Here is a 24,351-nt window from a genome sequence, read left to right as displayed (position 1 = left end):
CCGGCTGAGCCGGGGGATTTTTCTGCCCATTTTCTTGAACGATCGGTTGTGAAAGGTGAGTGCTGACATGAAGCGAGCAACGGTGCCGCGCGCCGTATATGTCCTGTCCCTGGGGATCTTCGCCATGGTGACCAGCGAGTTCGTGGTAGCCGGACTGATGCCGCAGATGGCCGACGGGCTGGGCACCAGCCTCTCGCAGATCGGCTATCTCATCACCGCCTTCGCCGCGGCGATGGCCATCGGGGGGCCGTTCCTGACCGCGGCCCTGCTGCGGGTGCCCCCGAAGACGGCGCTGCTGGTGCTGTTCGCGGTCTTCCTGGCGGGGAACGTCCTGGCCGCCACCGCGCCCGGCTATGGGGTCATGCTGGTGGCCCGGATCATCACCGGCATCGCCTCACAGGCCTTCCTCGGCATCTCCATCTCCCTTGGCGCCCACCTCGCGAGCCCCGAGATCCGAGGACGCGCGATAGGCGTGATCATGAACGGCCTGATGCTCGGCACGCTGCTGGGGCTCCCGTTGTCCACGCTGATCGGCGAACACCTCGGCTGGCGCGCGGCGTTCTGGGCGATCACCGTCCTGGCCGTGCTCGCCGCCCTGGCTGTGATCGTCGGTGTGCCGCGGCTGGAGCGCGCCGACGACGGCGGAAGCTTCCGGCAGGAACTGGGCGCCTTCCGGAACCCCAAGCTGTGGCTGGTCCTGTCCACCAGCACTCTCATCATCGGCGCGACCTTCTCCGCCTTCAGTTATTTCAACCCCATCCTCACCGAGGTCACCGGCTTCAGCACCGGAAGCGTCCCGCTGCTGCTCATCGCCTATGGCGCCGCCACGGTGATCGGCAATACGGTCGTCGGACGGCTGGCCGACCGGCACACGATCTCCGTGCTGCTCTGCGGCCTGGCCCTGAACACGGTCTTCCTGGCCGGTTTTGCACTGCTGGCCCACCTCAGCGTTCCGGCCGTGGTGTGCATGCTGGGCATCGGACTGGTGGGCGTCACCATGAACCCCGCGATGATCACCCGGGTCCAGCGCACCGGCAATGCCCGGCCGCTGGTCAACAGCGTCCACACCTCGTTCATCACCCTCGGCATCATCATCGGCTCCTCGGTCGGCGGAGCGATGATCGACGACTTCGGCCTGCGGGCCCCGTTGTGGCTGGGCGCCATCATGGCCGTGGCCGGAATCCTTACGCTCGTCCCCGACCTCATCGCCCGTCGCACCGCACCGGAGGCGCTGCCGGAACACCCGTCCGCGCCGGTGGAGCGGGAGCGCACCCCTGAGCTCAGCGCCTGCGCCAAATGAAGGCGCCCGGCGCCCCGTTGGTGCCGCCCGGCACAATGCCGTCGGCCTCCGGGTGAAGACGTCCATGCTGGTCCGAGGCCCGGGGATTGCATAAAGCTGCAATTATTCGTATAGTCATGCCATCATCGAGGAGGGCCGATGGCAATACGTGCGGCAGTCGCCGGAGCGAGTGGATACGCGGGCGGGGAAGTGCTCCGCCTGCTGCTGGGCCACCCCGAGATCCACATCGGTGCCCTGACCGGCAACTCCAGCGCCGGGCAGCGGCTCGGGGCGCTGCAGCCGCACCTGCCCGCGCTGGCCGGGCGGGTGCTGGAGCCGACCACGGCCGAGGCGCTGGCCGGGCATGACGTCGTCTTCCTCGCCCTGCCGCACGGGCAGTCCGCCGCGGTCGCCGCGCAGCTGGGCGAGGAGGTGCTGGTCATCGACTGCGGTGCCGACTTCCGGCTGCGCGATGCCGCTCAGTGGCAGCGGTTCTACGGCTCGCCGCACGCCGGGACCTGGCCCTATGGACTGCCCGAACTGCCCGGCGGACGGGGGGTGTTGCGCGGCAGCAGGCGGATCGCCGTGCCCGGCTGCTACCCGACGGCCGTCTCGCTCGCGCTCTTCCCGGCATACGCGGCCGGGCTCGCCGAACCGGAGGCGGTGATCGTCGCCGCGTCGGGGACCTCGGGCGCGGGCAAGGCGGCCAAGCCGCACCTGCTCGGCAGCGAAGTCATGGGATCGATGAGCCCCTACGGGGTCGGGGGCGGCCACCGGCACACTCCGGAGATGGCACAGAACCTCTCCGCGGCCGCCGGGGAACCGGTCACCGTCTCCTTCACCCCCACCCTGGCACCCATGCCGCGCGGCATCCTCGCCACCTGCGGAGCCAAGGCCCGGCCGGGCGTCACCGCCGAGGCCGTACGGGCCGCCTATGAACAAGCCCTCCGCGAGGAGCCGTTCGCCCGGCTGCTGCCGGAAGGGCAGTGGCCGGCCACCGGATCCGTGTACGGCTCCAACACCGCGCTGATCCAGATCGCCCTGGACGAGACGGCCCACCGCATCATCGCCATCAGCGCCCTCGACAACCTCACCAAGGGCACCGCCGGAGGCGCCGTGCAGAGCATGAACCTCGCCCTCGGGCTCCCTGAAGAACTCGGACTCCCCGCCACCGGGATCGCGCCGTGAACTCCCGGCACCCGGCCGTACCCACCGTCACCAAGGAGCGGACAGCGTGAGCGTCACCGCAGCAAAGGGATTCACCGCAGCCGGAGTCGCCGCCGGGATCAAGGAGAACGGCAACCCCGACCTCGCGCTCGTCGTCAACCAGGGCCCCCGGCTGGCGGCCGCCGGAGTCTTCACCTCCAACCGCGTCAAGGCGGCCCCCGTCCTGTGGTCCGAGCAGGTCCTCAAGGGAGGCAGGGTCTCCGCCGTTGTCCTCAACTCCGGTGGCGCCAACGCCTGCACCGGACCGCTCGGCTTCCAGGACACCCACGCCACGGCCGAGAAGGCCGCCGAGGCACTCGGGGCCAACGCCGCTGAGATCGCCGTCGCCTCGACCGGCCTCATCGGAGTCCGGCTGCCGATGGACAAGCTGCTGCCCGGCATCGGGCAGGCCACCGCCCAACTCTCCGCACACGGCGGCGAGAAGGCCGCCATCGCCATCAAGACCACCGACACCGTGCACAAAACCGCCATCGCACAGGGCGGGGGGTCCCCCCGGACGGAGTCCGGGGGAGGCTGGACCGTCGGCGGCATGGCCAAGGGCGCCGGCATGCTCGCCCCCGGCCTCGCCACCATGCTGGTCGTCCTCACCACCGACGCCGACGTCGACGCCGCGGGACTCGACGACGCACTGCGCGCCGCCACCCGCACCACCTTCGACCGGGTCGACTCCGACGGCTGCATGTCCACCAATGACACCGTGCTGCTCCTCGCCTCCGGCGCCAGCGGCAGCACACCCGCCCCGGCCGACTTCGCCGAGGCCGTACGGACCGTCTGCGAGGACCTCGCCCACCAGCTCATCGGCGACGCCGAGGGCGCCAGCAAGGACATCCGCATCGAGGTCCTGAGCGCAGCCACCGAGGACGACGCCGTCGAGGTGGGCCGGTCCATCGCCCGCAACAACCTGCTCAAATGCGCCATCCACGGCGAGGACCCCAACTGGGGCCGGGTGCTCGCCGCCATCGGCACCACCTCCGCCGCCTTCGACCCGGACAAGATCAATGTGGCCATCAACGACGTCTGGGTCTGCAAGAACGGCTCGGTCGGCGAGGACCGGGAGTTGGTGGACATGCGCTACCGCGAGGTCAGGATTACGGCTGACCTCGCGGCAGGCATTGAGTCTGCGGTGATCTGGGCGAACGACCTGACGGCCGACTATGTCCACGAAAACAGCGCCTACTCGTCTTGACGTGCCCGCTTGGTTGTCACAGGTCCCCGCCGTCGCCGACGAGGGTTCCTGCTTCACCGGCGACAGCCCGCTCGGACGTGTCCGAGACAGGTCTTACACCGCCTCCACAGGCCAACACCACCCGCCCGGCGGCTGATCCGAAAGTCTTCCGAAAGTCGGTCATGAAGGTCAATCACTCACAGGGGTGCACTCCCACCCGCAAACACACCGCCCTGCCCAAGGCCCGTACCCTCGTCGAGGCACTGCCCTGGCTGACCCGCCACCACGGCAAGACCGTCGTCATCAAGTTCGGCGGCAACGCCATGGTCGACGAGGAACTCAAGGCCGCCTTCGCCCAGGACGTCGTCTTCCTGCACCACGCCGGGCTGCGCCCCGTGGTGGTGCACGGCGGCGGACCGCAGATCAGCGCGCACCTGGACCGGCTGGGACTGGAATCGGAATTCAAGGCCGGGCTGCGGGTCACCTCCCCGGAGGTGATGGACGCCGTCCGGATGGTCCTGGCCGGACAGGTGCAGCGCGAACTGGTCGGCCTGCTCAACCAGCACGGCCCGCTCGCCGTCGGCATGACGGGCGAGGACGCGCACACCATGACCGCCGTCAAGCACTATGCCGACCTCGACGGCGAACGGGTCGACATCGGCCGGGTCGGCGAGATCACCGCGACCGACACCGGCGCCCTCCGGGCGCTCCTCGACAACGGCCGCATCCCGGTCGTCTCCTCCATCGCCCGCAGTGCGGACGACGGACACATCTACAACGTCAACGCCGACACCGCGGCGGCCGCGCTCGCGGCGGCCCTCCGCGCGGAGACCCTGATGGTCCTCACCGATGTCGAGGGCCTCTACGCGGACTGGCCCAACAGCGACGACGTCATCAGCCGGCTCACCGCGAGCCAACTCGAGGCACTGCTGCCCGAACTGGCCAGCGGCATGGTCCCCAAGATGGAAGGGTGCCTGCATGCCGTGCGCAACGGGGTCGCCACCGCCCGCGTGATCGACGGCCGGGTACAGCACTCGATCCTGCTGGAGATCTTCACCGACGAGGGAATCGGCACCATGGTCCTGCCGGACGATCAGGGGGAGTCATGACCAACGCGGAACTGACCCGGCGCTGGCAGAGCGCGCTGATGGACAACTACGGCACCCCCCGCATCCCGCTGGTGCGCGGCGCGGGCAGCACGGTCTGGGACGCGGACGGCACGGCCTACCTCGACTTCGTCGGCGGCATCGCGGTGAACGCCCTCGGCCACGCCCACCCCGCGGTGGTACGGGCGGTGTCGGAACAGATCGGCACGCTCGGCCATGTCTCCAACCTGTTCACCGCGGAACCCACCGTCGCGCTCGCCGAACGGCTGCTGCGGCTGGCCGGCCGCCCCGGACGGGTCTACTTCGGCAACTCCGGCGCGGAGGCCATCGAAGCAGCTTTCAAGATCGGACGGCGTACCGGGCGCGGGCACCTGGTCGCCGCCACCGGCGGCTTCCACGGCCGCACCATGGGCGCCCTGGCCCTCACCGGACAGCCCGCCAAACAGGACCCCTTCCGGCCCCTGCCCGGCGAGGTCACCCATGTCCCGTACGGGGACGCCGAAGCGCTCCGCGCGGCGGTCACCACCGACACCGCACTGGTCGTCCTGGAGCCGGTGCAGGGCGAGAACGGAGTGGTGGTGCCACCGGCGGGCTATCTGGCCGCCGCCCGGGAGATCACCAAGGCCACCGGAACGCTTCTCGTCCTGGACGAGATCCAGACAGGTATCGGCCGCACCGGGCACTGGTTCGAGCACCAGGCCCAAGGGGTCGAACCCGATGTCGTCACCCTCGCCAAGGGGCTCGGCGGCGGGCTGCCGATCGGCGCGACCCTGGCCTTCGGGGCCGCCGCCGACCTATTGACACCAGGTCAGCACGGGTCCACCTTCGGCGGCAACCCGGTCGCCTGCGCGGCCGCGCTCGCCGTACTGGACACCCTCGCCGCCGACGACGCCCTGGGCCGGGTCACGCACACGGGCGCGCGACTGCGTGACGGGATCGCTGCGCTCGGGCACCCCCTCGTGGACCACATCCGTGGCGCCGGCCTGCTGCTGGGTATTGTCCTTGCCGAGCCCCTCGCGCCAAAGGTGCAGCAGGCAGCACAGGAAGCCGGCCTCCTGGTGAACGCGGTCGCTCCCGATGTGGTGCGGCTGGCCCCTCCGCTGATCATCACGGAAGATGAGGTGGAGACGTTCCTCCGGGCACTCCCCGGCGTTCTTGACGCCGCGGCCGCCGGGCCAGGGGCGCAGCCGGCCGACCAGGCCAATGGGGTACGACGATCCGGAGATTGACGAGACGATGACCGAGGCGCAGGAGACCGAACCGCTGCACGGCGGGCAGGCCGTGCCGCAGACCCGCACCGCACGCCACCGACGGATCGTGGACATCCTCGGCCGGCACCCCGTCCGGTCCCAGAGCCAGCTCGCCCGGCTGCTCGCCGACGACGGCCTCTCGGTCACCCAGGCCACACTCTCCCGCGACCTCGACGAACTGGGCGCCGTGAAGATCCGCAACACCGGCGGCGAGCTGATCTACGCGGTGCCCTCCGAGGGCGGCGACCGCACCCCGAGGGCTCCGCTCGGCGAGTCGGCAACCGAGGCCCGCATGGGCCGGCTCGCCGCCGAACTCCTGATCTCGGCGGAGGCCTCGGCCAACCTGGTGGTGCTGCGCACCCCGCCGGGCGCCGCCCAGTTCTTCGCCTCGGCGATCGACCAGGCGGGGGTGCACGAGATCATCGGCACCATCGCGGGCGATGACACGGTGCTGCTCATCAGCCGGGATCCGCTGGGCGGCCAGGCGCTCGCGGACCATCTGCTGCGGCTGGCGCAAAAGGAGCGCTGAGCGCGGCGGCGCACGGTGGCCGCTCCCGGCGAGCCGGTGCTCAGCGGGCGGCCTCCGCCTCCCGGGTGGTCTTGGTCCAGCCCGTCTGCCCGCGCACCATGCGGAACAGGGCGCTCCAGGCGCAGAGGAACGACAGGTAGTTCATGACGACGAAGGAGTGCCCGAGCATCAGGGCCCGCGCCACACCGACCGCTCTGTCCCGGCGCAGATACGCCCAGGACGTGGCGAGCGCGGGCGCGAAGGCGAGCAGGTACCAGGCCGCCAGGTTGACCGGCCACTTCAGCCAGGTGGTGTTGACGGCGCCGGCGCGCCGGCCGTGCAGCACCAGGACGTTGGGGCTGCGGACGAACCAGACCAGGCAGTACTGGAAGAGGATCGACCAGGGCAGATCCAGCACCCAGGGCACCAGCAGGTAGGCGAACATCTCCAGGGCGGCGAGGTGCCGCATCCGGGGCGCCCGCCATATCTCGCCCATCCGCCGGATCGCCGTCATATGGCCCTGGTACCAGCGGGTCCGCTGCCGGATGAGCCGCCGCAGATCGCTGACACCCTGCTGGTCCACGGAGGCGTGGGCGGTGGTGCGCAGCCGCCAGCCGCGCACGGCGAGACTGATGGCGAGGTCGAGATCCTCGGTCAGCGACCGCGACCAGGGGCGTTCGCCCAGGCCGTCCAGGGCACAGAGCCGGGTGAACTGCCCATTGCCGCCCAGGCTGACGGTCGAGGTGAGATTGCGGCCGAACTGGGTGACCGCGGCCATCGCCCAGAACTGATAGTCCTGGAACCAGGTCAGGAAGTTTCCGCGACGGTTACGGATGCGAACGCCGAGTTGCACACCGCCGACACGGGGGTCGTCGAAGAGCCGCAGGACATGGCTCAGCGCCCGGTCCGAGAGCCGGCCGTCCGCGTCCATCACACACACGATCGCTTCGGCGGGGTCCTGGCCACGCGCCGCGACACTCTCCCGGATCAGCCGGATTCCATGGTTGAGGGCCTCGCCCTTGCCCTGCCGGGCATGCGGCGGCTCCCGGCGCAGCACGACCACCTCGCCCGGCCGTCCCGCCGCCCGCGCCTCCTCGCCCGCCCGCTCGGCCTCCCGCCCGGTGGCGTCGTCCGAGCCGTCGTCGATGACCACGACCGAGGTACGCGGCCCGAGCAGCCCGGTGACCGTCGCGCCTATCACGGACTCCTCGTTGAGGCAGGGGACGAGGGCGTACAGCTGGCGGTGGTCACGGCGGCCGAGGTGCGGGCTGCCGTACCCGGTATCGCCCTGGATATGTAACGCGGCCCGCTGGCGGCGCAGTTCGAGCAGACCGGCGCCCATGGCGAGGGCGAGGTAGCCCGCGGACATGCCGATGACGGCATAGCCGATCGTGTCAACGGCCTTCAGCAGCTTGCGCCTCACGGGCGGACCTCCCACCTCTGATGTCTCCCTGAGCGCGGACCCGGCGGACCCATGGGAAGGGCGGGGTCCGGACACCGGCGGCCCGGCGGCACCGGAGCGGGAGGCGGGGCCGGTGGGGTCCGCTCCTTTCCGGCCAGCCGATGCTGCAACTCCCGCCCCAGGGCGAAACCCACCGGCAACGCCACAGCACCGAACAACGCCATCAGCGCGGCACGTCCGGGTGCCGCGCCACCTCCGACACGGGCCGCCGCCATGCCGCCCACCAGCGGCCAGGTGAATCCCGTGTACATAGTGCGGCGGCACCTCCGGGCAGCAAGGGGCGGCGAGTTCCGGACGCGAAGGGGGAGATGAGGGGGAGAGACGAGAAGGAGGGGCGAGAGGGAGGGGCGAGGGTGAGAACCCGACCACTCTCGCTCAGGAATCGGCCGTCGGCCAGACCCCGCCGGGCGCGATGGCGGCGGCGGGAGGTGGTTTCGGGCCGACCCCGGGTGTATACGGCTTCCCCGTTCTTCCGGCACACCAGGGGATTTCCGTCCGGGAAAAGGCAAACGCTGCCCGGTTCCGGCCATTCCGGCCTGGCCGGAGCCATTGCGCGGTGCGCGAAAAGGGAGTTAGCTTCATCGGCGGGCCGCCCCCCAAGATTTGAGGGCAGGTTCCCCTTTCAACTTCCGCGCTTTGTGCGATCTTCTGTGCGATCTTCTGCACCGCTATGTGATGGGGGGATTCCGTGCGCCAAATTTCCTTTTATGAGGCCGTTTCCGTGCAACGGACGGGGACCATGGGGCGTTGAACAGCCGACAGCGCATCGCCATCGTCGTGGGCACCCGCCCGGAAGCCGTCAAACTCGCCCCGGTCGTCGTGGAGTTGAACCAACTGAGCTGGGCGGAACCGGTTCTCGTCACCACCGGCCAGCACGGGAAGGTGGTCCGGGACACCCTCTCCCGCTTCGGACTCGGTGCCCGGGTCGAGCTGGCCGCACCGCCCGGCGCGGAGTCGGTCACCGAGCTGACGGCCGGCCTGCTGAGCCGGCTGGGCAGGGCGCTGCACGCGCCCGCGACCCACGCGGTCGTGGTCCAGGGGGACACCTCCTCGGCCCTGGCCGGGGCCATGGCCGGGTTCTTCTCCTCGATACCCGTGGTGCACGTGGAGGCGGGGCTGCGCTCCGGGGACCTGCGCAGCCCGTTCCCCGAGGAGGCGCACCGCCGCATGATCGCCGAGGTGAGCGATCTCCATCTGGCGCCCACCCACGCCGCACAACGGAATCTGGTCGCCGAGGGGGTGGCGGCCGAACGCATCCTGGTGACCGGCAACACCGTGATCGATGCGGTCGTCACCGCGAGCCGCCGCCCGCCCGCCGCCGGCGATCCGGCCCTGCGAGAGCTCGAAGGAGATTCCGCTCCGCTGGTTCTGGTGACCGCGCACCGACGGGAAAGCTGGGGTGCTCCGATCCGCCGCATCGGCCGGGCGGTGGCGACTCTCAGCCATCAATACCCGGACGTCACCTTTGTGGTGGCGGCACACATGAATCCATTGGTCCGTACCGGAATCGAGGAGTCCCTGCACGGTCGCCCCAATGTGCACCTGCCGGGCCCCATTCCGTACGACACCTTCGCCCGGCTGCTCGCCCGCTCCGTTCTGGCCATTACGGACTCGGGTGGAATTCAGGAAGAGGCCGCCGCCTTCGGCGTACCGGTCCTGGTGACCCGTGACAACACCGAACGGACCGAAGGGATCGATTCCGGTCTGGCCCGGCTCGTCGGCACCCAGGAATCGGAGATCGTGGCGGCGGCGGAAAAGGAATTGGCGTGCGAGGGCGCGCTGTCGGGCCGCGTGAATGAGCCGTTCCCGTTGCGCAATCCCTATGGCGATGGCCGGGCGGCCCAGCGGTGCGCAGCCGCCTGCGGCTGGCTTCTCGGCCTGGCGCCCAGGCCGTCCGACATCTCTCTGACCGGCCCAATCCTCTGAACAACCGACAGGAGTGCGGAAGATGGCAACCACATCCAGCACCGGAACCGGCCCGCAGCCCGCGGGTCTGGCCGAAGGCGCCATCGCCACGGTGGCGGGCAACGGCGCGGCCGGATATATCTCCGACGGCGGGCCGGGAGCGCTGACCAGGCTCTACTACCCCATTGGGGTGGCCGTGGACAAGGACGGCAACCTGTACATCGGCTGCCGGTCGAACAACCGGGTGCGCAAGGTGTCCCCGAACGGCAACATCACCACCGTCGCGGGCAACGGCACCGCCGGATATGTCTCCGACGGCGGACCCGCCATCGCCACCCCGCTCAACGGTCCTGATGGCGTTGCCGTCGACAAGAACGGCAACCTGTACATCGGCGACCGGGGCAACAACCGGGTGCGCAAAGTGTCTCTGAACGGCATCATCACCACGGTCGCGGGCAACGGCAATGCCGGATATGTCTCCGACGGCGGACCCGCCATCGCCACCCCGCTCAACCAGCCATACGGCCTGGCCGTGGACCTCAACGGAAATCTGTACATCGCCGACTACGCAAACCACCGTGTCCGCAAGGTCACACCGAATGGCAACATCACCACGGTCGCGGGCAATGGCACCGCCGGGTACGTCTCCGACGGCGGACCGGCGATCGCCACCCGGCTCAACGGCCCCCTCGGCGTGGCCGTGGACGCCGAAGGAAATCTGTACATCTCGGACAGCAACAACCACCGCGTCCGCAAGGTCTCTCCCAACGGCATCATCACCACGGTCGCGGGCAATGGCACCGCCGGGTACGTCTCCGACGGCGGACCCGCCCTCGCCACCCGGCTCAACTTCCCCTGGGGCGTGGCGTTGGACGAGGCGGGCAGTCTGTACATCGGGGATTTCAACAACCACCGGATCCGCAAGGTCACCTCGGACGGCATCATCACCACCGTCGCGGGCAACGGCACCGCCGGATATGTGGACGATGGCGGGCCCGCAGCCGGCGCTCGGCTCTACAACCCCGCCGGGGTGGCCCTGGACCGGGCCGGCAACCTGTACATCGCGGACTACAACAACCACCGCGTCCGCGGTGTCACGCGCGTCGCGCAGATGACTCCGCCGCGTCCGCCGGCCGCCGACCTGTACGGAGAGGTCGTTAGCCCCTACCGGGTGCAGCGTGGCCAGGAGTTCGACCTTGGGGCACGGGTCAAGAACCGGGGCCCGAATACGGCCGACGGCCAGTATGTGACCGTGGTCCTGACCCTGGCCGACGGCCTGGCCGGCGGCCCCGGCACCACCGGACGACGGCTCACCCGCACCTTCGCCGGGCAGGAACTCGTCCCCTACCAGGGGTCTCTGGACGGGGTGTTCCGAGTCACCGCGCCCGACACCACACCGCCCGGCACCTATGAGTCCACGCTGGAGATCCAGTACAGCGGCGACCTCAATCTCAAGGACAACACCTTCACCCTCCCCGTCACGGTCGTCGTACCCGCACCCGCGGCGGACGAGACAGAGCTGACGATCTATCAGGACACGGTCCCTGAAGTCGCTCCCGGCCAGCGGACCGTCTTCAACATGCGCTACACCTCGCCCACCGGACAACCGGTCAACCCCGGCACCATCGTTCAGCGCTTCACCGCGCCTTCGGGCTTCGTCTTCGCCGGGCAGCCCACCTACGCGTACTACGAGGCCATCGACGGCGTGGTCACCGGCAACCTCGACCACCGGATCGAGGACAACGGCCGAATCCTGACCATCGTCGCCAACCCGCACGTCAACACCACGACCAGCGACTCCGGTTCGGTGATCTACACCATCCCGGTCCAGGCCCGCCTCGACGCCGTACCCGGCCAGTACGACAACGGCTCGGCCAGCATCGGCCGTCACACGCCGGTCCAGCTCTCCGGCAAGGTCACCGGCACCGCCCAGGACGAGACCGCACTGCGCGTGGTCCAGGCATCGGTACCCGCGGCCGCCCCGGGCAAGAGCACCACCTTCAACCTGGAGATCCGCTCGCTCAACAACCAGCCGGTCAACCCCGGCACCATCGAGCAGCGCATCACCGCCCCGACCGGCTTCGAGTTCACCGGCGGCGCCTCGTACGGCTACTACAACACCAAGCCGTATGTCACCGGCAACCTCGACACCCGGCTCGAGGACGGCGGCAGGACGCTCGTCATCCGCTCCAACCCGCACCTCAACACCGGGACCACCGACAAGATCGCCCTGATCCACACCCTCGCGATCAGGGCCCTGCCCGACGCACAGCCGGGCACACAGCCCACCAACGGCCGCGCCGCCATCGGCCGCCTCACCCCCGTACCACTGACCGCCCGCGTCCTCTGACCCATGTGCCAAGGGGCCGGATCGCCTCAACGGCGGTCCGGCCCCCGCGCATCCACCACCCAGCGAAGAGGTGCTGCAGGGACGTGACAACGACGAAGGAAGTCACCATCATCACCACCGTGGCGGGCAACGGGACCGCCGGGTTCGGCGGCGACGGCGGCCCCGCCACGGCGGCCAGTCTGCGGTGTCCCTACGGCGTGGCGCTCGATGCCGCCGGTTGTCTTTACATCGCCGACTACCAGAACCACCGCATACGGAAGGTGGGTCCGGGCGGCATCATCACCACGGTGGCCGGAAACGGGACCAAGGGATACGGCGGTGACGGCGGCCCCGCCACCGCGGCCGGACTCAAGGACCCCGCCGGTGTGGCACTGGACGGCCAGGGCAACCTCTACATCGCCGACCGCTCCAATCAGCGGGTGCGGAAGGTGGGTCCGGACGGGATCATCGCCACCGTGGCCGGAAACGGCACCGCCGGTTTCGATGGTGACGGCGGCCCCGCCACCGCTGCCTCGCTGAACTTTCCCCACGCCCTGGTGGCCGACAGGGCCGGCAACCTCCATATCGCCGATGACTACAACCACCGCGTACGGAAGGTGGGTCCGGACGGCATCATCACCACGGTGGCCGGAAACGGCGCCGACGGTTTCGGCGGTGACGGCGGCCCCGCCACGGCCGCTTCGCTGAACTTCCCCCACGCCGTGACAGTCGACGGCACCGGCAACCTCTATATCGCGGACCGGTACAACCACCGGGTGCGGAAGGTGGATCCGGACGGGATCATCACCACCGCGGCCGGAAACGGCACCGCCGGGTTCGGCGGTGACGGCGGGCCCGCCACCACAGCCGCCCTCAACCTGCCGCAGTGTGCAGTGGCCGGCAACGACGGCAACCTCTACATCAGCGACTACGGCAATGAGCGGGTGCGGAGGATCGGTCCGGACGGGATCATCACCACCGTGGCCGGCGGTGGGACCAAGGGATACGGCGGTGACGGCGGCCCCGCCCCGCTGGCCAGGCTCGATCAGCCTCTTGGCATCGCCGTTGATCACGTCGGCGAGCTGTGCATCGGCGACTACGGCAACCACCGGGTGCGGAAGGTGAGCGGCGGGACACTGCGGTATGCGTGAAAGGCCGCCCCCTCAAGGCGAGGAAACGGCCTCCGACCTGCGAAAAACACGAGTCGGGACGGCGGGATTCGAACCCACGACCCCTTGACCCCCAGTCAAGTGCGCTACCAAGCTGCGCCACGTCCCGATGCCCGTTCCCTCCGGATGTTCCCGGCGGGGCGCGCAAGAAGAAAATAGCCTGTCCCGGCGCGTGATCCAAAATCGGGGGCGGGGCCGGGCGGCTCAGCGCGCGGGACGGTACGCCTCCTCCGCCACAGGGCTCGCCGTTTCCCCGGTACCCGCCGCCAACGGCGTCCGCTGCTTTCGCCGCGTCATGCCCACGCCCACCAGCACCACCACCATCCCCGCAATGATCCGGAGACCGAGTTCCTCGCCGAGCACGATCGCCCCCAGCACCACCGAGACCACCGGCAGCAGATAGCCGACCGTGGCGGCATTGGTGGCGCCCTCGTCCGCGATGATCCGGAAGGTGAGATGGAAGGTGATCCCGGTGGCGAAGATCCCCAGAATGGCCACGGCGGTCAGGGACGCCGGGCCGACCCGCACCGCATCCAGGCCGCCCGCCGGCAGGGTCAGTGCGGTGAGCCCCGTCGCGGTGATGAGCTGGGCCGTGGACAGGGAGATGGTGGGAGCGCCGGTTCCGACCAGCTTGCGCCCCATATAGGCGAAGGCGATGGCATAACTCGCCGCCGCCGCGAGGATGGCGAGGGCGCCCCAGCCCACCGGGCCGGTCTGCCGCCAGGGGGCGAAGATCAGCACTGTTCCCCCGAACCCGAGCAGCAGACCGGCCAGCCGCACCGGGCGAAGCCCGCGTTCGGTGCCGATGGCGACCCCGATCAGCAAGGACCACAGCGGAGTCGTCGCGTTCAGCACACCGGCCAGCCCGGAGTCGACGGTCTGCTCGCCGATGCTGAACAGGGCGAACGGCAGCGCGTTGCAGAAGAAGGCGGCCACCACCAGATGGCCCCAGGTCGCGCGGTCACGCGGGAGGCCCCGGCGCGCCGAGCGGCACAGCACGATCAGCACGGCCGACCCCAGGGCGCAGCGGATGAGGGTGACCTGGACGGGCGAGAAGCCGTTCAGGGCCAGCTTGATCCACAGGAAGGTCGATCCCCACAGCAGGGCAAGGACGCCCATGCGCGCCAGCGCCACCATGCCGCTTCTGTCGCCGCTCACTCTTCTTCTCCTTGCCCGGCCTGTCCGAGCACCACGGTGTCCTGAACAACCTGACAGGACAAGCGAAAAGTTCTGTCTCATTCATTAAGCTCTCCTACATGCTTGATGTGAGACGCATGCAGGTCCTGCGAGCGGTGGTCACCAGCGGGTCGGTGACGGCGGCGGCAGCGAATCTCGGGTACACGCCGTCGGCCGTCAGCCAGCAGGTGGCGGTGCTGGAGAAGGAAGCCGGGGTGGCGCTGCTCGAGCGGGTGGGCAGGGGAGTACGTCCGACGGCGGCGGGGCGGCTGCTCACCGAGCACGCGGCCGTCATCGGCCGGCATGTCGCCGAGGCGGAGACGGCGCTGGCCGACCTGCGGGCCGGGCGCACGGGGCGGCTCGCGATCCGCTACTTCGCCACGGCGGGCGCGCCCCTGATGGCCCCCGCACTGGCCCGGCTCCGCCAGGAGCACCCCCGGGTGCAGATCGATCTCAAGCTGATCGACCCCGAGGATCCGCTGCCGGAGGTGGAGCAGGGCCGGGCCGATCTGGCCCTCGTGGTCGGGGTGCGGGACCGGCTCCGGGCCGGCGTCCGGCTGGTGCGCCTGCTCGACGACCCGTTCCGTGCCGTGCTGCCGGCGGGCCACCGGCTCGCCGCCGAGCCGGTGCTCGACCTGGCCGGGCTCGCCGATGAGCCGTGGGTCGCCAGCGAGACACCGGGCCCCTGTCTCGAGCCGGTGCTCGACGCCTGTGCCGCGGCGGGCTTCAGCCCGAACTTCGTGGTGGAGAGCGGGGATTACGCCACGGCGCAGGGGCTGGTCGCCGGTGGTCTCGGGATCGCCCTGATGCCGGGGCTGGGGCTGGGGGTCCGGCATCCCGGAGTCGTCGTGCGCGAGGTGCGCAATCCCGAGCCGGTCCGAGCGGTCCATGCGGCGGTGCGCGAGGCGTCGCTGGACCAGCCCGCGCTGCGCGGGCTGCTCGAGCTGCTGCGCGAGGAGGCGGGGCGGTAGCGGACACCCGACTGGCCCGTCCGGAGCCAGGCATTTGACGAACCATACGGAGTGCTGCATAGTTATACCCATCAGTGTATGCACCGTAAGGAGAATCCCGTGACCGAGCGCGTCGTACTCGCCTATTCGGGCGGCCTGGACACCTCCGTCGCCATCGGCTGGATCGCCGAGGAGACGGGCGCCGAGGTCATCGCCGTCGCCGTGGATGTCGGCCAGGGCGGCGAGGACCTGGACGTCATCCGCAAGCGCGCGCTCGCCTGCGGTGCCGTCGAGGCGGAGGTCGCGGACGCCAAGGACGAGTTCGCCGAGGAGTACTGCCTCCCGGCGATCAAGGCCAACGCCCTGTACATGGACCGCTATCCGCTGGTCTCGGCGCTCTCCCGGCCGACGATCGTCAAGCACCTGGTGGCCGCCGCCAGCAAGCACGGGGCGACCACCGTCGCCCACGGCTGCACCGGCAAGGGCAACGACCAGGTGCGGTTCGAGGCGGGGATCTCCTCACTCGCCCCGCAGCTCAAGTGCATCGCACCGGTGCGGGACTATGCGATGACCCGGGACAAGGCCATCGCCTTCTGCGAGGCCAAGGGCCTGCCGATCGCCACCACCAAGAAGTCCCCGTACTCCATCGACCAGAATGTCTTCGGCCGGGCCGTGGAGACGGGCTTCCTGGAGGACATCTGGAACGCCCCGACCGAGGATGTCTACGACTACACCGCCAACCCGGCCACCCCGCGGGAGGCCGACGAGGTGGTCATCACCTTCGAGCAGGGCGTCCCGGTGGCGCTCGACGGCAAGCCCGTCACCGTGCTCCAGGCGATCCAGCAGCTCAATGAGCGGGCCGGCGCCCAGGGCGTCGGGCGGATCGACATGGTCGAGGACCGGCTGGTCGGCATCAAGTCCCGGGAGGTCTACGAGGCGCCGGGCGCGATCGCGCTGATCACCGCCCACCAGGAGCTGGAGAACGTCACCGTCGAGCGTGAACTGGCCCGTTACAAGCGGCAGGTCGAGCAGCGGTGGAGCGAACTGGTCTACGACGGCCTGTGGTTCTCGCCCCTCAAGCGGGCGCTGGACGGCTTTGTCGCCGAGGCCAACCGGCAGGTCAGCGGTGACATCCGGATGACGCTGCACGGTGGCCGGGCCGTGGTCACCGGGCGGAAGTCCGCGCAGTCGCTCTATGACTTCAACCTCGCCACCTATGACACCGGCGACACCTTCGACCAGTCGATGTCCAAGGGCTTCATCGAGATCTTCGGTCTCTCCTCCAAGATCGCGGCACAGCGGGACCTGACGTGACCGGCCGGCAGGACGTACGCCTCTGGGGCGGCCGGTTCGCCGACGGACCGGCCGAGGCCCTCGCCCGGCTCTCCGCCTCCGTTCACTTCGACTGGCGGCTCGCCCCCTACGACATCGCCGGCTCCCGCGCCCATGCACGCGTACTGCACAAGGCCGGGCTGCTGACGGGTGACGAGCTCCAGCGGATGATCGACGGCCTCGGCCTGCTCGAGGCCGATGTCGCGGCGGGCACCTTCACCGGCACCATCGCGGACGAGGATGTGCACACCGCCCTGGAACGCGGGCTGCTGGAGCGGCTCGGCCCCGAGCTCGGCGGCAAGCTGCGGGCCGGCCGGTCCCGCAACGACCAGGTCGCCACGCTGTTCCGGATGTATCTGCGCGACCATGCGCGGATCATCGGTGGCCTGCTCGCCGAGTTGCAGGAGGCGCTGGTGGGGCTGGCGGAGGCGCACGCCGATGTCGCCATGCCCGGCCGTACGCACCTTCAGCACGCCCAGCCGGTGCTCTTCGCGCACCATGTGCTCGCCCATGTGCAGGCCCTTTCCCGGGATGCGGAGCGGCTGCGGCAGTGGGACGAGCGCACGGCGGTGTCCCCGTACGGCTCGGGGGCGCTGGCCGGGTCCTCGCTCGGTCTCGATCCGGAGGCGGTCGCCGCCGACCTCGGCTTCGAGCGCGGCTCGGCGGGGAACTCCATCGACGGCACGGCCTCCCGGGACTTCGTCGCCGAGTTCGCCTTCATCACGGCGATGACCGGCATCGACCTGTCGCGGATCGCCGAGGAGGTCATCATCTGGAACACCAAGGAGTTCTCCTTTGTGACCCTCCACGATGCCTTCTCCACCGGCTCGTCGATCATGCCGCAGAAGAAGAACCCCGACATCGCCGAGCTGGCCCGTGGCAAGTCGGGGCGGCTGATCGGCAATCTGACCGGGCTGCTGGCGACGCTCAAGGCGCTGCCGCTCGCCTACAACCGCGACCTCCAGGAGGACAAGGAGCCGGTCTTCGACTCCTGCGACCAGCTGGAGGTCCTGCTCCCCGCCTTCACCGGGATGATGGCGACCCTCACCGTCAACCGCGACCGGATGGCGGAGCTGGCCCCCGCCGGATTCTCGCTGGCCACCGATGTCGCCGAGTGGCTGGTCCGCCGGGGCGTGCCGTTCCGGGTGGCGCACGAGATCGCGGGGGAGTGCGTCAAGGAGTGCGAGAAGTACGGCATCGAGCTGGACGAGCTGACCGATGAGCAGTTCGCGGCGATCTCGCCGCACCTCACCCCCGAGGTCCGTACGGTCCTCGATGTGCCCGGTGCGCTCGCCTCCCGCAGCGGGCGGGGCGGCACGGCGCCCTCGGCGATCGCCGTGCAGCTCGCCGAGGTGAAGGCGGACCTCGCCGTCCAGCGGGAGTGGGCGGGCGCCAAGCGCGGCTGACCTCCCCTGCCACAGAGGTACCCGAATGAGACGCCAATGTCTCATTCGGGTTACCGTTGTCTCATGAGTCTGGACCGTGAACAGGTATTGAGAGCAGCGGCGACCCTGCTCACCCGCAAGGCGACCGCTTCCATGGACGAGATCGCCAAGGCCGCCGGCATCAGCCGTGCCACGCTCCACCGGCACTTCACCGGTCGCGACGCGCTGGTGCGTGCCCTGGAGGACCTGGGCATCCAGCAGTTCGAGCGTGCTCTGGACGACGCCCGGCCGGAGGAGGGGGACGCGGCGGCGGCCGTGCGACGGCTGATCGCCAACTCCGAGCCGGTCGCCGGGATCCTGGCCTTCCTCTTCACCGAGAACCAGCTCTACGAAGGCGGGATGCACAAAGGCTGGCACCGGCTCGACGCCCGGGTCCATGCGCTCTTCCGCCGGGGCCAGGAGGAGGGCGTGTTCCGCCTCGACCTGTCGCCCGCCTGGCTCACCGAGGCGTTGTACGGGCTGATCGGCACCGGCGCCTGGGCCGTGCACGACGGACGGGTGGCGGCCAAGGATCACACCCGCATGGTCTCCGAGCTGCTGCTCGGCGGTGCGCAGCGGAGGATGGAGCGGTGAGCGGCGACACCATCACCCCGCGGCCCGGTGTGCCGGAAGAAGTACGGGCGCCGCGCCGCGGACGCTGGCTGGCGCTGGCGGTCCTGGTGCTGGCCGTCCTGCTGGTCGCGGTCGATGCGACCGTGCTGGGTCTGGCGACGCCCTTCCTCAGCGAGGACCTGCGCCCCTCCGGCACCCAGCTGCTGTGGATCGGCGATGCCTACTCCTTCGCCATCGCCGGGCTCCTGGTCTCCATGGGCAGTCTCGGCGACCGCATCGGCCGCAAGAAGCTGCTGCTGATCGGGGCGCTGGCGTTCGGTGCCGTCTCGGTGCTCAACGCCTATGCGAGCAGCCCGGGGCTGATGATCGCGGCCCGGGCGCTGCTGGGCGTGGCCGGTGCGACGCTGATGCCGTCCACCCTGGCGCTGATCCGCAACCTTTTCCACGATCCCCGGGAGCGCAGCCTCGCCATCGGAATCTGGGGCGCGATGGCTTCGGCGGGTGCGGCGGTGGGCCCGGTGGTCGGCGGCTTTCTGCTGGAGAACTTCTGGTGGGGCTCGGTCTTCCTGATCAATCTGCCGGTGATGGCCGTGCTGGTCCTCGTCGGTGTCAGGTTGCTGCCCGAGTCGCGCGATCCCTCGCCCGGGCCCTGGGACCTGCTCAGTGTGGTCCTGTCGATGGTGGGCATCGTGGCGGTCGTCTACGCCGTCAAGGAGGGGGCGACGCACGGCTTCGGGGTGCCGGTCGCGGTGGCGGCCGCCGTGGGGGTGTCGGCGCTGGTGTGGTTCGTACGGCGTCAGCTGACGCTGCCCGCACCGCTGTTGAATGTGCGGCTGTTCCGCAACCGGGGCTTCTCGGGCGCGGTCCTGGCGGACCTGCTGACCGTGCTGGGCCTGTCCGGGCTGGTGTTCTTCCTGTCGCAGTTCCTGCAACTGGTGCAGAACCGCGACCCACTGGAGGCCGGACTGGCCGAACTTCCCTCCGCCGTCGGCGCGGTGACGGCGGGTCTGCTCGCCGGACAGGCGGCGCGGCGCTGGTCGGTGCGGTCGGTGGTGGCCGGTGGGCTCGGGGCGATCGGCGTGGCCCTCGGGACGCTGGTCTGGCTCGGGACGGACACCGCCTATCCGGTCCTCGGCGCGGTACTGCTGGTGGTCGGGGTCGGGGCGGGCCTGTCGTTCACCGTCACCGCCGATGTGATCCTCTCCAGCGTGCCCAAGGAGCAGGCGGGCGCCGCCTCGGCGGTCTCCGAGACGGCGTACGAGCTCGGGGCGGCGCTCGGCATCGCGCTCCTCGGCTCGATCGTGACCGGTGTGTACCGGGGCTTCGTCACCCCGGCCGGGGTCGCGGGCGAGGTGGCGAACGGCGCCCATGAGTCCCTGGGCGGGGCGGTCAAGGCGGCCGTCGCCCTTCCGGCGGACCGGGGGACTGCGCTGCTGTCCGCCGCGCAGGACGCCTTTGTGGAGGGTCTGCGGATCGCCGCGGGCGTGGCGGCCGTGGTCCTGCTGGCGACGGCGGTGGCGGCCTGGTTCCTGCTGCGGGGACAGCGGCTGGAAGCAGGCGGGACGAGCGGCGAAGGCTGACCCCGGCGCCCGGCGGAACGGGGCGCGGCAGAACGGGGCCTGCACAAAGTCACATGGGCCGGGACGGCGCGTCCCGGCCCATGCGGCATATGCCACAAAAATTTTCTCTTGACACGAATCTTATGTTCCGGAGAACATCACGACCACTGGTCGACATTGTCGAACCCGGTTCGGACGATGCGGTTCGGACGAAGTGCCCCTGTGATCAAGGAGCCCCCCATGCGTCTGCGCACCAAAGTCAGAGTTCTACTGGCCGCCGCTGCCACTGCCGCCATCGCCTTCACGGGGATGTCCGCGCCGGCCTCCGCCTCCGTCCTGGACACCCCGCCCAAGGGTGCCAATGACTGGACCTGCAAGCCGAGTTCGGCCCACCCCGAGCCGGTCGTGCTGGTCAACGGCACGTTCAAGCTGATGGGGGAGAACTGGGCCGCGCTCTCCCCCAAGCTCAAGGACGCGGGCTACTGCGTCTTCGCCTTCAACTACGGGAAGATGGAGACCGCCCCGATTCCGGACTCGTCCAAGGAGGTCAGCGCCTTCGTCGACAAGGTGCTCAGCGCGACCGGAGCGTCCAAGGTCGACCTCATCGGCCACAGCCAGGGCGGCATGCTGGCGCGCTACTACGTCAAGTTCGACGGCGGCGCGGACAAGGTCGACGACCTCGTCGGTATCGTGCCGTCCAACCACGGCACCAAGAACCCGCTGGCCATACCCGCCGGTTACACCGTCTGCCCGTCCTGCCTCGACCAGCGCTGGGGCTCCGACCTGCTGAAGAAGCTCAACGACGGCACCGAGACCCCGGCCGGCCCGGACTACACGGTCATCACCACCAAGCACGACGAGGTCGTGATCCCGTACACCAGCGCCCTGCTGACCGGCCCCGCCGAGCACCTCACCAATGTGGTGCTCCAGGACAAGTGCCCGCTCGACCCCTTCATGCACGACCAGGCGACCAAGGACCCGGTCGTCGCCCAGTGGGTGCTCAACGCCCTGGGCCGCAAGGGTCCCGCCGACCCGGCGTTCAAGCCGAGCTGCCTCGGCTGACACCCGGCTGAACCCGAGAACAGAAGCGCCCCCGGCCCATCGGCCCGGGGGCGCTTCGCCGTGTCGAGCCGCGTCAGGCGGCCTCGGCCCGGCGGGCCTTGGTGGCGTAGACGTCCACATACTCCTGGCCCGACAGGCGCATGACCTCGCTCATCACCTCGTCGGTGACGGCCCGCAGCACATAGCGGTCGCGGTCCATGCCGTCGTAACGGGAGAAGTCCAGCGGCTCACCGAAGCGCACCGTCACCGGGCTGATGTGCGGCCGGCCCTTGCCGCTCGGCTGGACCTTGTCGGTGCCGATCATCGCGAACGGCACCACCGGCGCGTCCGTCATCAGCGCCAGCCGTGCGATGCCCGTACGGCCGCGGTACAGGCGGCCGTCGGGGGAGCGGGTGCCCTCCGGGTAGATGGCGAAGACCTTGCCCTCCTCCAGCACCCGGCGGCCGGTCATCAGCGCCGCGACACCGCCGTGGCCGCCGTCGCGGTCCACCGGGATCATCCCGGACGCACCGAAGAACCAGGCCATCAGCCGCCCCTTGACCCCCTTGCCCGTGACGTACTCGTCCTTGCCGATGAAGAACACCTGGCGCTTGAGGATCAGCGCGAGGAACAGCGAGTCGATGAACGTGACATGGTTTCCGGCGAGGATCACCGGGCCTGCCTCGGCGATGTGCTCGGCACCTTCCACCTTCGGGCGGTACAGGACGCGCATGAGCAATCCGAGGAACGCCTTGAGCAAGATGCGGGACAAAACGGGTCCTCCGGTCGGGATGGTCGGCGGCGCATGCCTGCGCAGATGAGGACGATACTCGCGGGTAGAGCCGGTGCGCACACCGGGTTCATCGAGCCGATACGCAGTGTTGACGTGAGTTTTCGCTCCGTTTCGACGGTGTCCTTCTGCACGAAAGTCGCACGAGCCTACGATCTGCGCGTCCGACAGGTGCCGGACGGACACCGGCGCGCGGAGCGAAGGAGCGTACATGCAGCAGGAGCAGCGGCCGGGCAGACGTACGGTGTTGGGGGCCGCCGCGGCCCTCGGCGCGGGGACGGTCGTCCTCGGCGGCGCCGGAACGGCGGCCGCCGCGCGGCAGCAGGGCACCGGCCGGGAGCACGGCCGGGGCCCGTACCGGGACCTGCCGGTGCCGACCGTCATCGGACACCGTGGCGCCAGCGGCTACCGGCCCGAGCACACGCTCGGCTCCTACCAGTTCGCCCTGGACAACGGCGCGGACGTCATCGAGCAGGACCTCGTCCCCACCAGGGACGGCCACCTCGTCTGCCGCCACGAGAACGACATCGGCCAGACCACCGATGTCGCCGCACACCCGGAGTTCACCCGCCGCAGGACCACGAAGACCATCGACGGCACCGCCGTCACCGGCTGGTTCACCGAGGACTTCACCCTCGCCGAGCTCAAGACCCTGCGCGCCAAGGAACGGCTGCCCGCCGTCCGCCAGCACAACACCCTCTACGACGGCCACTGGACCGTGCCCACCTTCGAAGAGGTCCTCACCTGGGCCGACGAACAGGGCCGCAAGCGCGGCCGCCGCGTTTGGCTGCACTCGGAGACCAAGCACCCCACCTACTTCCGCAAGCTCGGCCTCGGCCTCGAGGAGCCCCTCGCCCGACTGCTGCGCCGCCACGGCCGTCACCGCGCCGACTCCGCACAGTTCCTGGAGTCGTTCGAGCCCGGCAGCCTCCAACGACTGGGCCGGCTGGGTATGCGCGCTCCGAAGATCTTCCTGATGGATGCCCTGGGCACCAAACCCTGGGACTTCGTCGAGGCCAAGGACCCGCGCACGGTCGCCGATCTCATCACCCCCGAGGGGCTCACCTGGACCGCGACCTTTGCCCAAGGCATCGGCCCCACGCTCCAGTTGATCATCCCGCGCGATGCCAGTGGCAAGCTCACCAAGCCCACCACGCTCGTCCGTGACGCCCACGCCGCCGGCCTGGTCCTGCACCCGTACACCATGCGCAACGAGAACAGCTTCCTGCCCGCGGACTTCCGGCGCGGCACCGACCCCAACGCCTATGGCGACGCCTTCGGCGCGTTCAAGGCCTACTACGCCACCGGCATCGACGGCATCTTCTCCGACAATTGCGACACGGCGGTGCTGGCGCGAGCGGCCTTCCTCAAGGGGTAGCGGGGCCTGAAGGGACACCAGGGGTGATCGTCTCCCCGCGGCCGACACGGAAGGGTGACTGCCGGCCGGGTCGGCAACCGGCGGGACGCGCGGCCACGTCCCGCCGGGCATGACACCGAACGATCTCCTCACCTCACTGCGCCCGCTGCTGGCCGCGGAGTGCGCGGCCGAGGCCCCGGCGGCGGGTGTCGACGCCGCCGACCTCGAACAGGCCGTCTGGGTGCGACTGCTGAGCGAGGGCAGTGCCTGCCATGGCTCGCGGCACCGCACGGCGGAGCCCGCGCTGCGGCTGCGCGCCGCGGTACGGGCCGAGGCACGCGCCGCGCGCCGCCACGCCCGGCGCGAGGTGCCATACGACCCGACCGCCGCCGACCCGTCCGACGGCCAGGACTCGGGAGTGGAACCGGCGGTGCTGGCGGCGGAGTCGGGCCGGGAGCTGCGCGCGGCCGTTCGCAGGCTGCCCGGCAGATGTCCCGGGCTGCTGAGCGCACTGCTCTCCGCCGGTGACCCGACCTACCGAGAAATCGCAGGAGAGTTGGGTATCTCACAAGGATCTTTGGGGCCGGTCCGTTCCCGTTGCCTGGGATGCCTGCGCAGAATGCTCACGGCGGCGATTGCGGCTCCTGGCCTTGGGGGAAAGGAGCGTTAGGCGACTGGCGCCATGGAGACGACGTACACCGCGGCGGCTCCTGCCAGGGTGGACCGAACGGGCCGAACAGGGGAGGCAT

The 24,351-nt window shown here is 70.1% G+C and carries 20 protein-coding genes and 1 tRNA gene; 17 read left to right on the top strand and 4 right to left on the bottom strand.

What is annotated here, in order from left to right; all coding sequences use genetic code 11:
- Positions 1–82 precede the first annotated feature (82 nt).
- The 6 genes from ABCR83_RS00180 (at position 83) to ABCR83_RS00155 (ending at position 6,556) form a co-directional block, all read left to right on the top strand.
- Positions 83–1,300 carry an MFS transporter gene (locus tag ABCR83_RS00180; protein WP_462692308.1) on the top strand — a complete coding sequence of 406 codons (1,218 nt, stop codon included), beginning with the start codon at positions 83–85 and terminating at the stop codon, positions 1,298–1,300.
- A gap of 138 nt (positions 1,301–1,438) precedes the next feature.
- The gene (argC, locus tag ABCR83_RS00175; RefSeq protein WP_462692061.1) at positions 1,439–2,467 is read left to right on the top strand and encodes an N-acetyl-gamma-glutamyl-phosphate reductase; all 1,029 of its coding nucleotides are present in this window, start codon (positions 1,439–1,441) and stop codon (positions 2,465–2,467) included.
- A 46-nt stretch (positions 2,468–2,513) separates the two neighbouring features.
- Positions 2,514–3,692, top strand: a complete 1,179-nt coding sequence (gene argJ, locus ABCR83_RS00170; protein ID WP_462692060.1) for a bifunctional glutamate N-acetyltransferase/amino-acid acetyltransferase ArgJ — start codon at positions 2,514–2,516, stop codon at positions 3,690–3,692.
- A 161-nt stretch (positions 3,693–3,853) separates the two neighbouring features.
- A complete protein-coding gene (gene argB / locus ABCR83_RS00165) occupies positions 3,854–4,780 on the top strand; it encodes an acetylglutamate kinase (RefSeq protein WP_462692059.1) in 927 nt (308 codons plus the stop codon).
- Positions 4,777–6,006: an acetylornithine transaminase gene (locus tag ABCR83_RS00160; protein WP_462692058.1), complete on the top strand. Its 1,230-nt coding sequence runs from the start codon at positions 4,777–4,779 to the stop codon at positions 6,004–6,006. The genes argB and ABCR83_RS00160 overlap by 4 nt, the downstream gene beginning before the upstream one ends.
- 7 nt (positions 6,007–6,013) lie before the next feature.
- Positions 6,014–6,556 (top strand): arginine repressor, encoded by a 543-nt coding sequence (locus ABCR83_RS00155; protein WP_462692057.1) that lies wholly within the window; start codon positions 6,014–6,016, stop codon positions 6,554–6,556.
- Positions 6,557–6,596: 40 nt separating this feature from the next.
- On the opposite strand, the gene ABCR83_RS00150 is transcribed toward ABCR83_RS00155, so the two are convergent.
- Positions 6,597–7,958, bottom strand: coding sequence for a glycosyltransferase (locus ABCR83_RS00150; protein WP_462692056.1), 1,362 nt, complete (start codon positions 7,956–7,958; stop codon positions 6,597–6,599).
- 786 nt (positions 7,959–8,744) lie between these two features.
- Here ABCR83_RS00150 and wecB point away from each other — a divergent pair.
- The 3 genes from wecB (at position 8,745) to ABCR83_RS00135 (ending at position 13,382) form a co-directional block, all read left to right on the top strand.
- The gene (gene wecB, locus ABCR83_RS00145) at positions 8,745–9,923 is read left to right on the top strand and encodes a non-hydrolyzing UDP-N-acetylglucosamine 2-epimerase (protein WP_462692055.1); all 1,179 of its coding nucleotides are present in this window, start codon (positions 8,745–8,747) and stop codon (positions 9,921–9,923) included.
- A gap of 22 nt (positions 9,924–9,945) precedes the next feature.
- A complete protein-coding gene (locus ABCR83_RS00140; protein WP_462692054.1) occupies positions 9,946–12,252 on the top strand; it encodes an NHL repeat-containing protein in 2,307 nt (768 codons plus the stop codon).
- 83 nt (positions 12,253–12,335) lie between these two features.
- Positions 12,336–13,382, top strand: coding sequence for an NHL repeat-containing protein (locus tag ABCR83_RS00135; protein ID WP_462692053.1), 1,047 nt, complete (start codon positions 12,336–12,338; stop codon positions 13,380–13,382).
- A gap of 53 nt (positions 13,383–13,435) precedes the next feature.
- Here ABCR83_RS00135 and ABCR83_RS00130 read toward each other — a convergent pair.
- A tRNA-Pro gene (locus tag ABCR83_RS00130) sits at positions 13,436–13,509 on the bottom strand.
- Positions 13,510–13,604: 95 nt separating this feature from the next.
- Positions 13,605–14,519, bottom strand: a complete 915-nt coding sequence (locus tag ABCR83_RS00125) for a DMT family transporter (RefSeq protein ID WP_462692306.1) — start codon at positions 14,517–14,519, stop codon at positions 13,605–13,607.
- A gap of 137 nt (positions 14,520–14,656) precedes the next feature.
- Between ABCR83_RS00125 and ABCR83_RS00120 the strand changes: the two genes are divergently transcribed.
- From ABCR83_RS00120 to ABCR83_RS00095, 6 genes are all read left to right on the top strand, one after another.
- Complete coding sequence (locus ABCR83_RS00120) at positions 14,657–15,547, top strand: LysR family transcriptional regulator (RefSeq protein ID WP_462692052.1); 891 nt, start codon at positions 14,657–14,659, stop codon at positions 15,545–15,547.
- Between the two features lie 99 nt (positions 15,548–15,646).
- Complete coding sequence (locus ABCR83_RS00115) at positions 15,647–16,840, top strand: argininosuccinate synthase (protein WP_462692051.1); 1,194 nt, start codon at positions 15,647–15,649, stop codon at positions 16,838–16,840.
- The gene (gene argH / locus ABCR83_RS00110; protein ID WP_462692050.1) at positions 16,837–18,264 is read left to right on the top strand and encodes an argininosuccinate lyase; all 1,428 of its coding nucleotides are present in this window, start codon (positions 16,837–16,839) and stop codon (positions 18,262–18,264) included. The genes ABCR83_RS00115 and argH overlap by 4 nt, the downstream gene beginning before the upstream one ends.
- A gap of 63 nt (positions 18,265–18,327) precedes the next feature.
- A complete protein-coding gene (locus tag ABCR83_RS00105) occupies positions 18,328–18,876 on the top strand; it encodes a TetR/AcrR family transcriptional regulator (protein WP_462692049.1) in 549 nt (182 codons plus the stop codon).
- An 11-nt stretch (positions 18,877–18,887) separates the two neighbouring features.
- Positions 18,888–20,435: an MFS transporter gene (locus tag ABCR83_RS00100; RefSeq protein WP_462692304.1), complete on the top strand. Its 1,548-nt coding sequence runs from the start codon at positions 18,888–18,890 to the stop codon at positions 20,433–20,435.
- Positions 20,436–20,654: 219 nt separating this feature from the next.
- Positions 20,655–21,476, top strand: coding sequence for an alpha/beta fold hydrolase (locus ABCR83_RS00095; RefSeq protein ID WP_462692048.1), 822 nt, complete (start codon positions 20,655–20,657; stop codon positions 21,474–21,476).
- A gap of 73 nt (positions 21,477–21,549) precedes the next feature.
- Here ABCR83_RS00095 and ABCR83_RS00090 read toward each other — a convergent pair whose 3' ends face one another.
- Positions 21,550–22,227 (bottom strand): lysophospholipid acyltransferase family protein, encoded by a 678-nt coding sequence (locus tag ABCR83_RS00090; protein WP_462692047.1) that lies wholly within the window; start codon positions 22,225–22,227, stop codon positions 21,550–21,552.
- Between the two features lie 229 nt (positions 22,228–22,456).
- On the opposite strand from ABCR83_RS00090, the gene ABCR83_RS00085 reads away from it, so the two are divergent.
- A complete protein-coding gene (locus ABCR83_RS00085) occupies positions 22,457–23,623 on the top strand; it encodes a glycerophosphodiester phosphodiesterase (protein ID WP_462692046.1) in 1,167 nt (388 codons plus the stop codon).
- A gap of 109 nt (positions 23,624–23,732) precedes the next feature.
- Positions 23,733–24,272 carry an RNA polymerase sigma factor gene (locus tag ABCR83_RS00080; RefSeq protein ID WP_462692045.1) on the top strand — a complete coding sequence of 180 codons (540 nt, stop codon included), beginning with the start codon at positions 23,733–23,735 and terminating at the stop codon, positions 24,270–24,272.
- Positions 24,273–24,351: the final 79 nt, after the last annotated feature.

The sequence above is a fragment of the Streptomyces xingningensis genome (genome assembly GCF_054957865.1).
The sequence above is the reverse complement of the archived record's forward strand: the minus strand, read 5'-3'. Positions and strand labels throughout refer to the sequence as shown.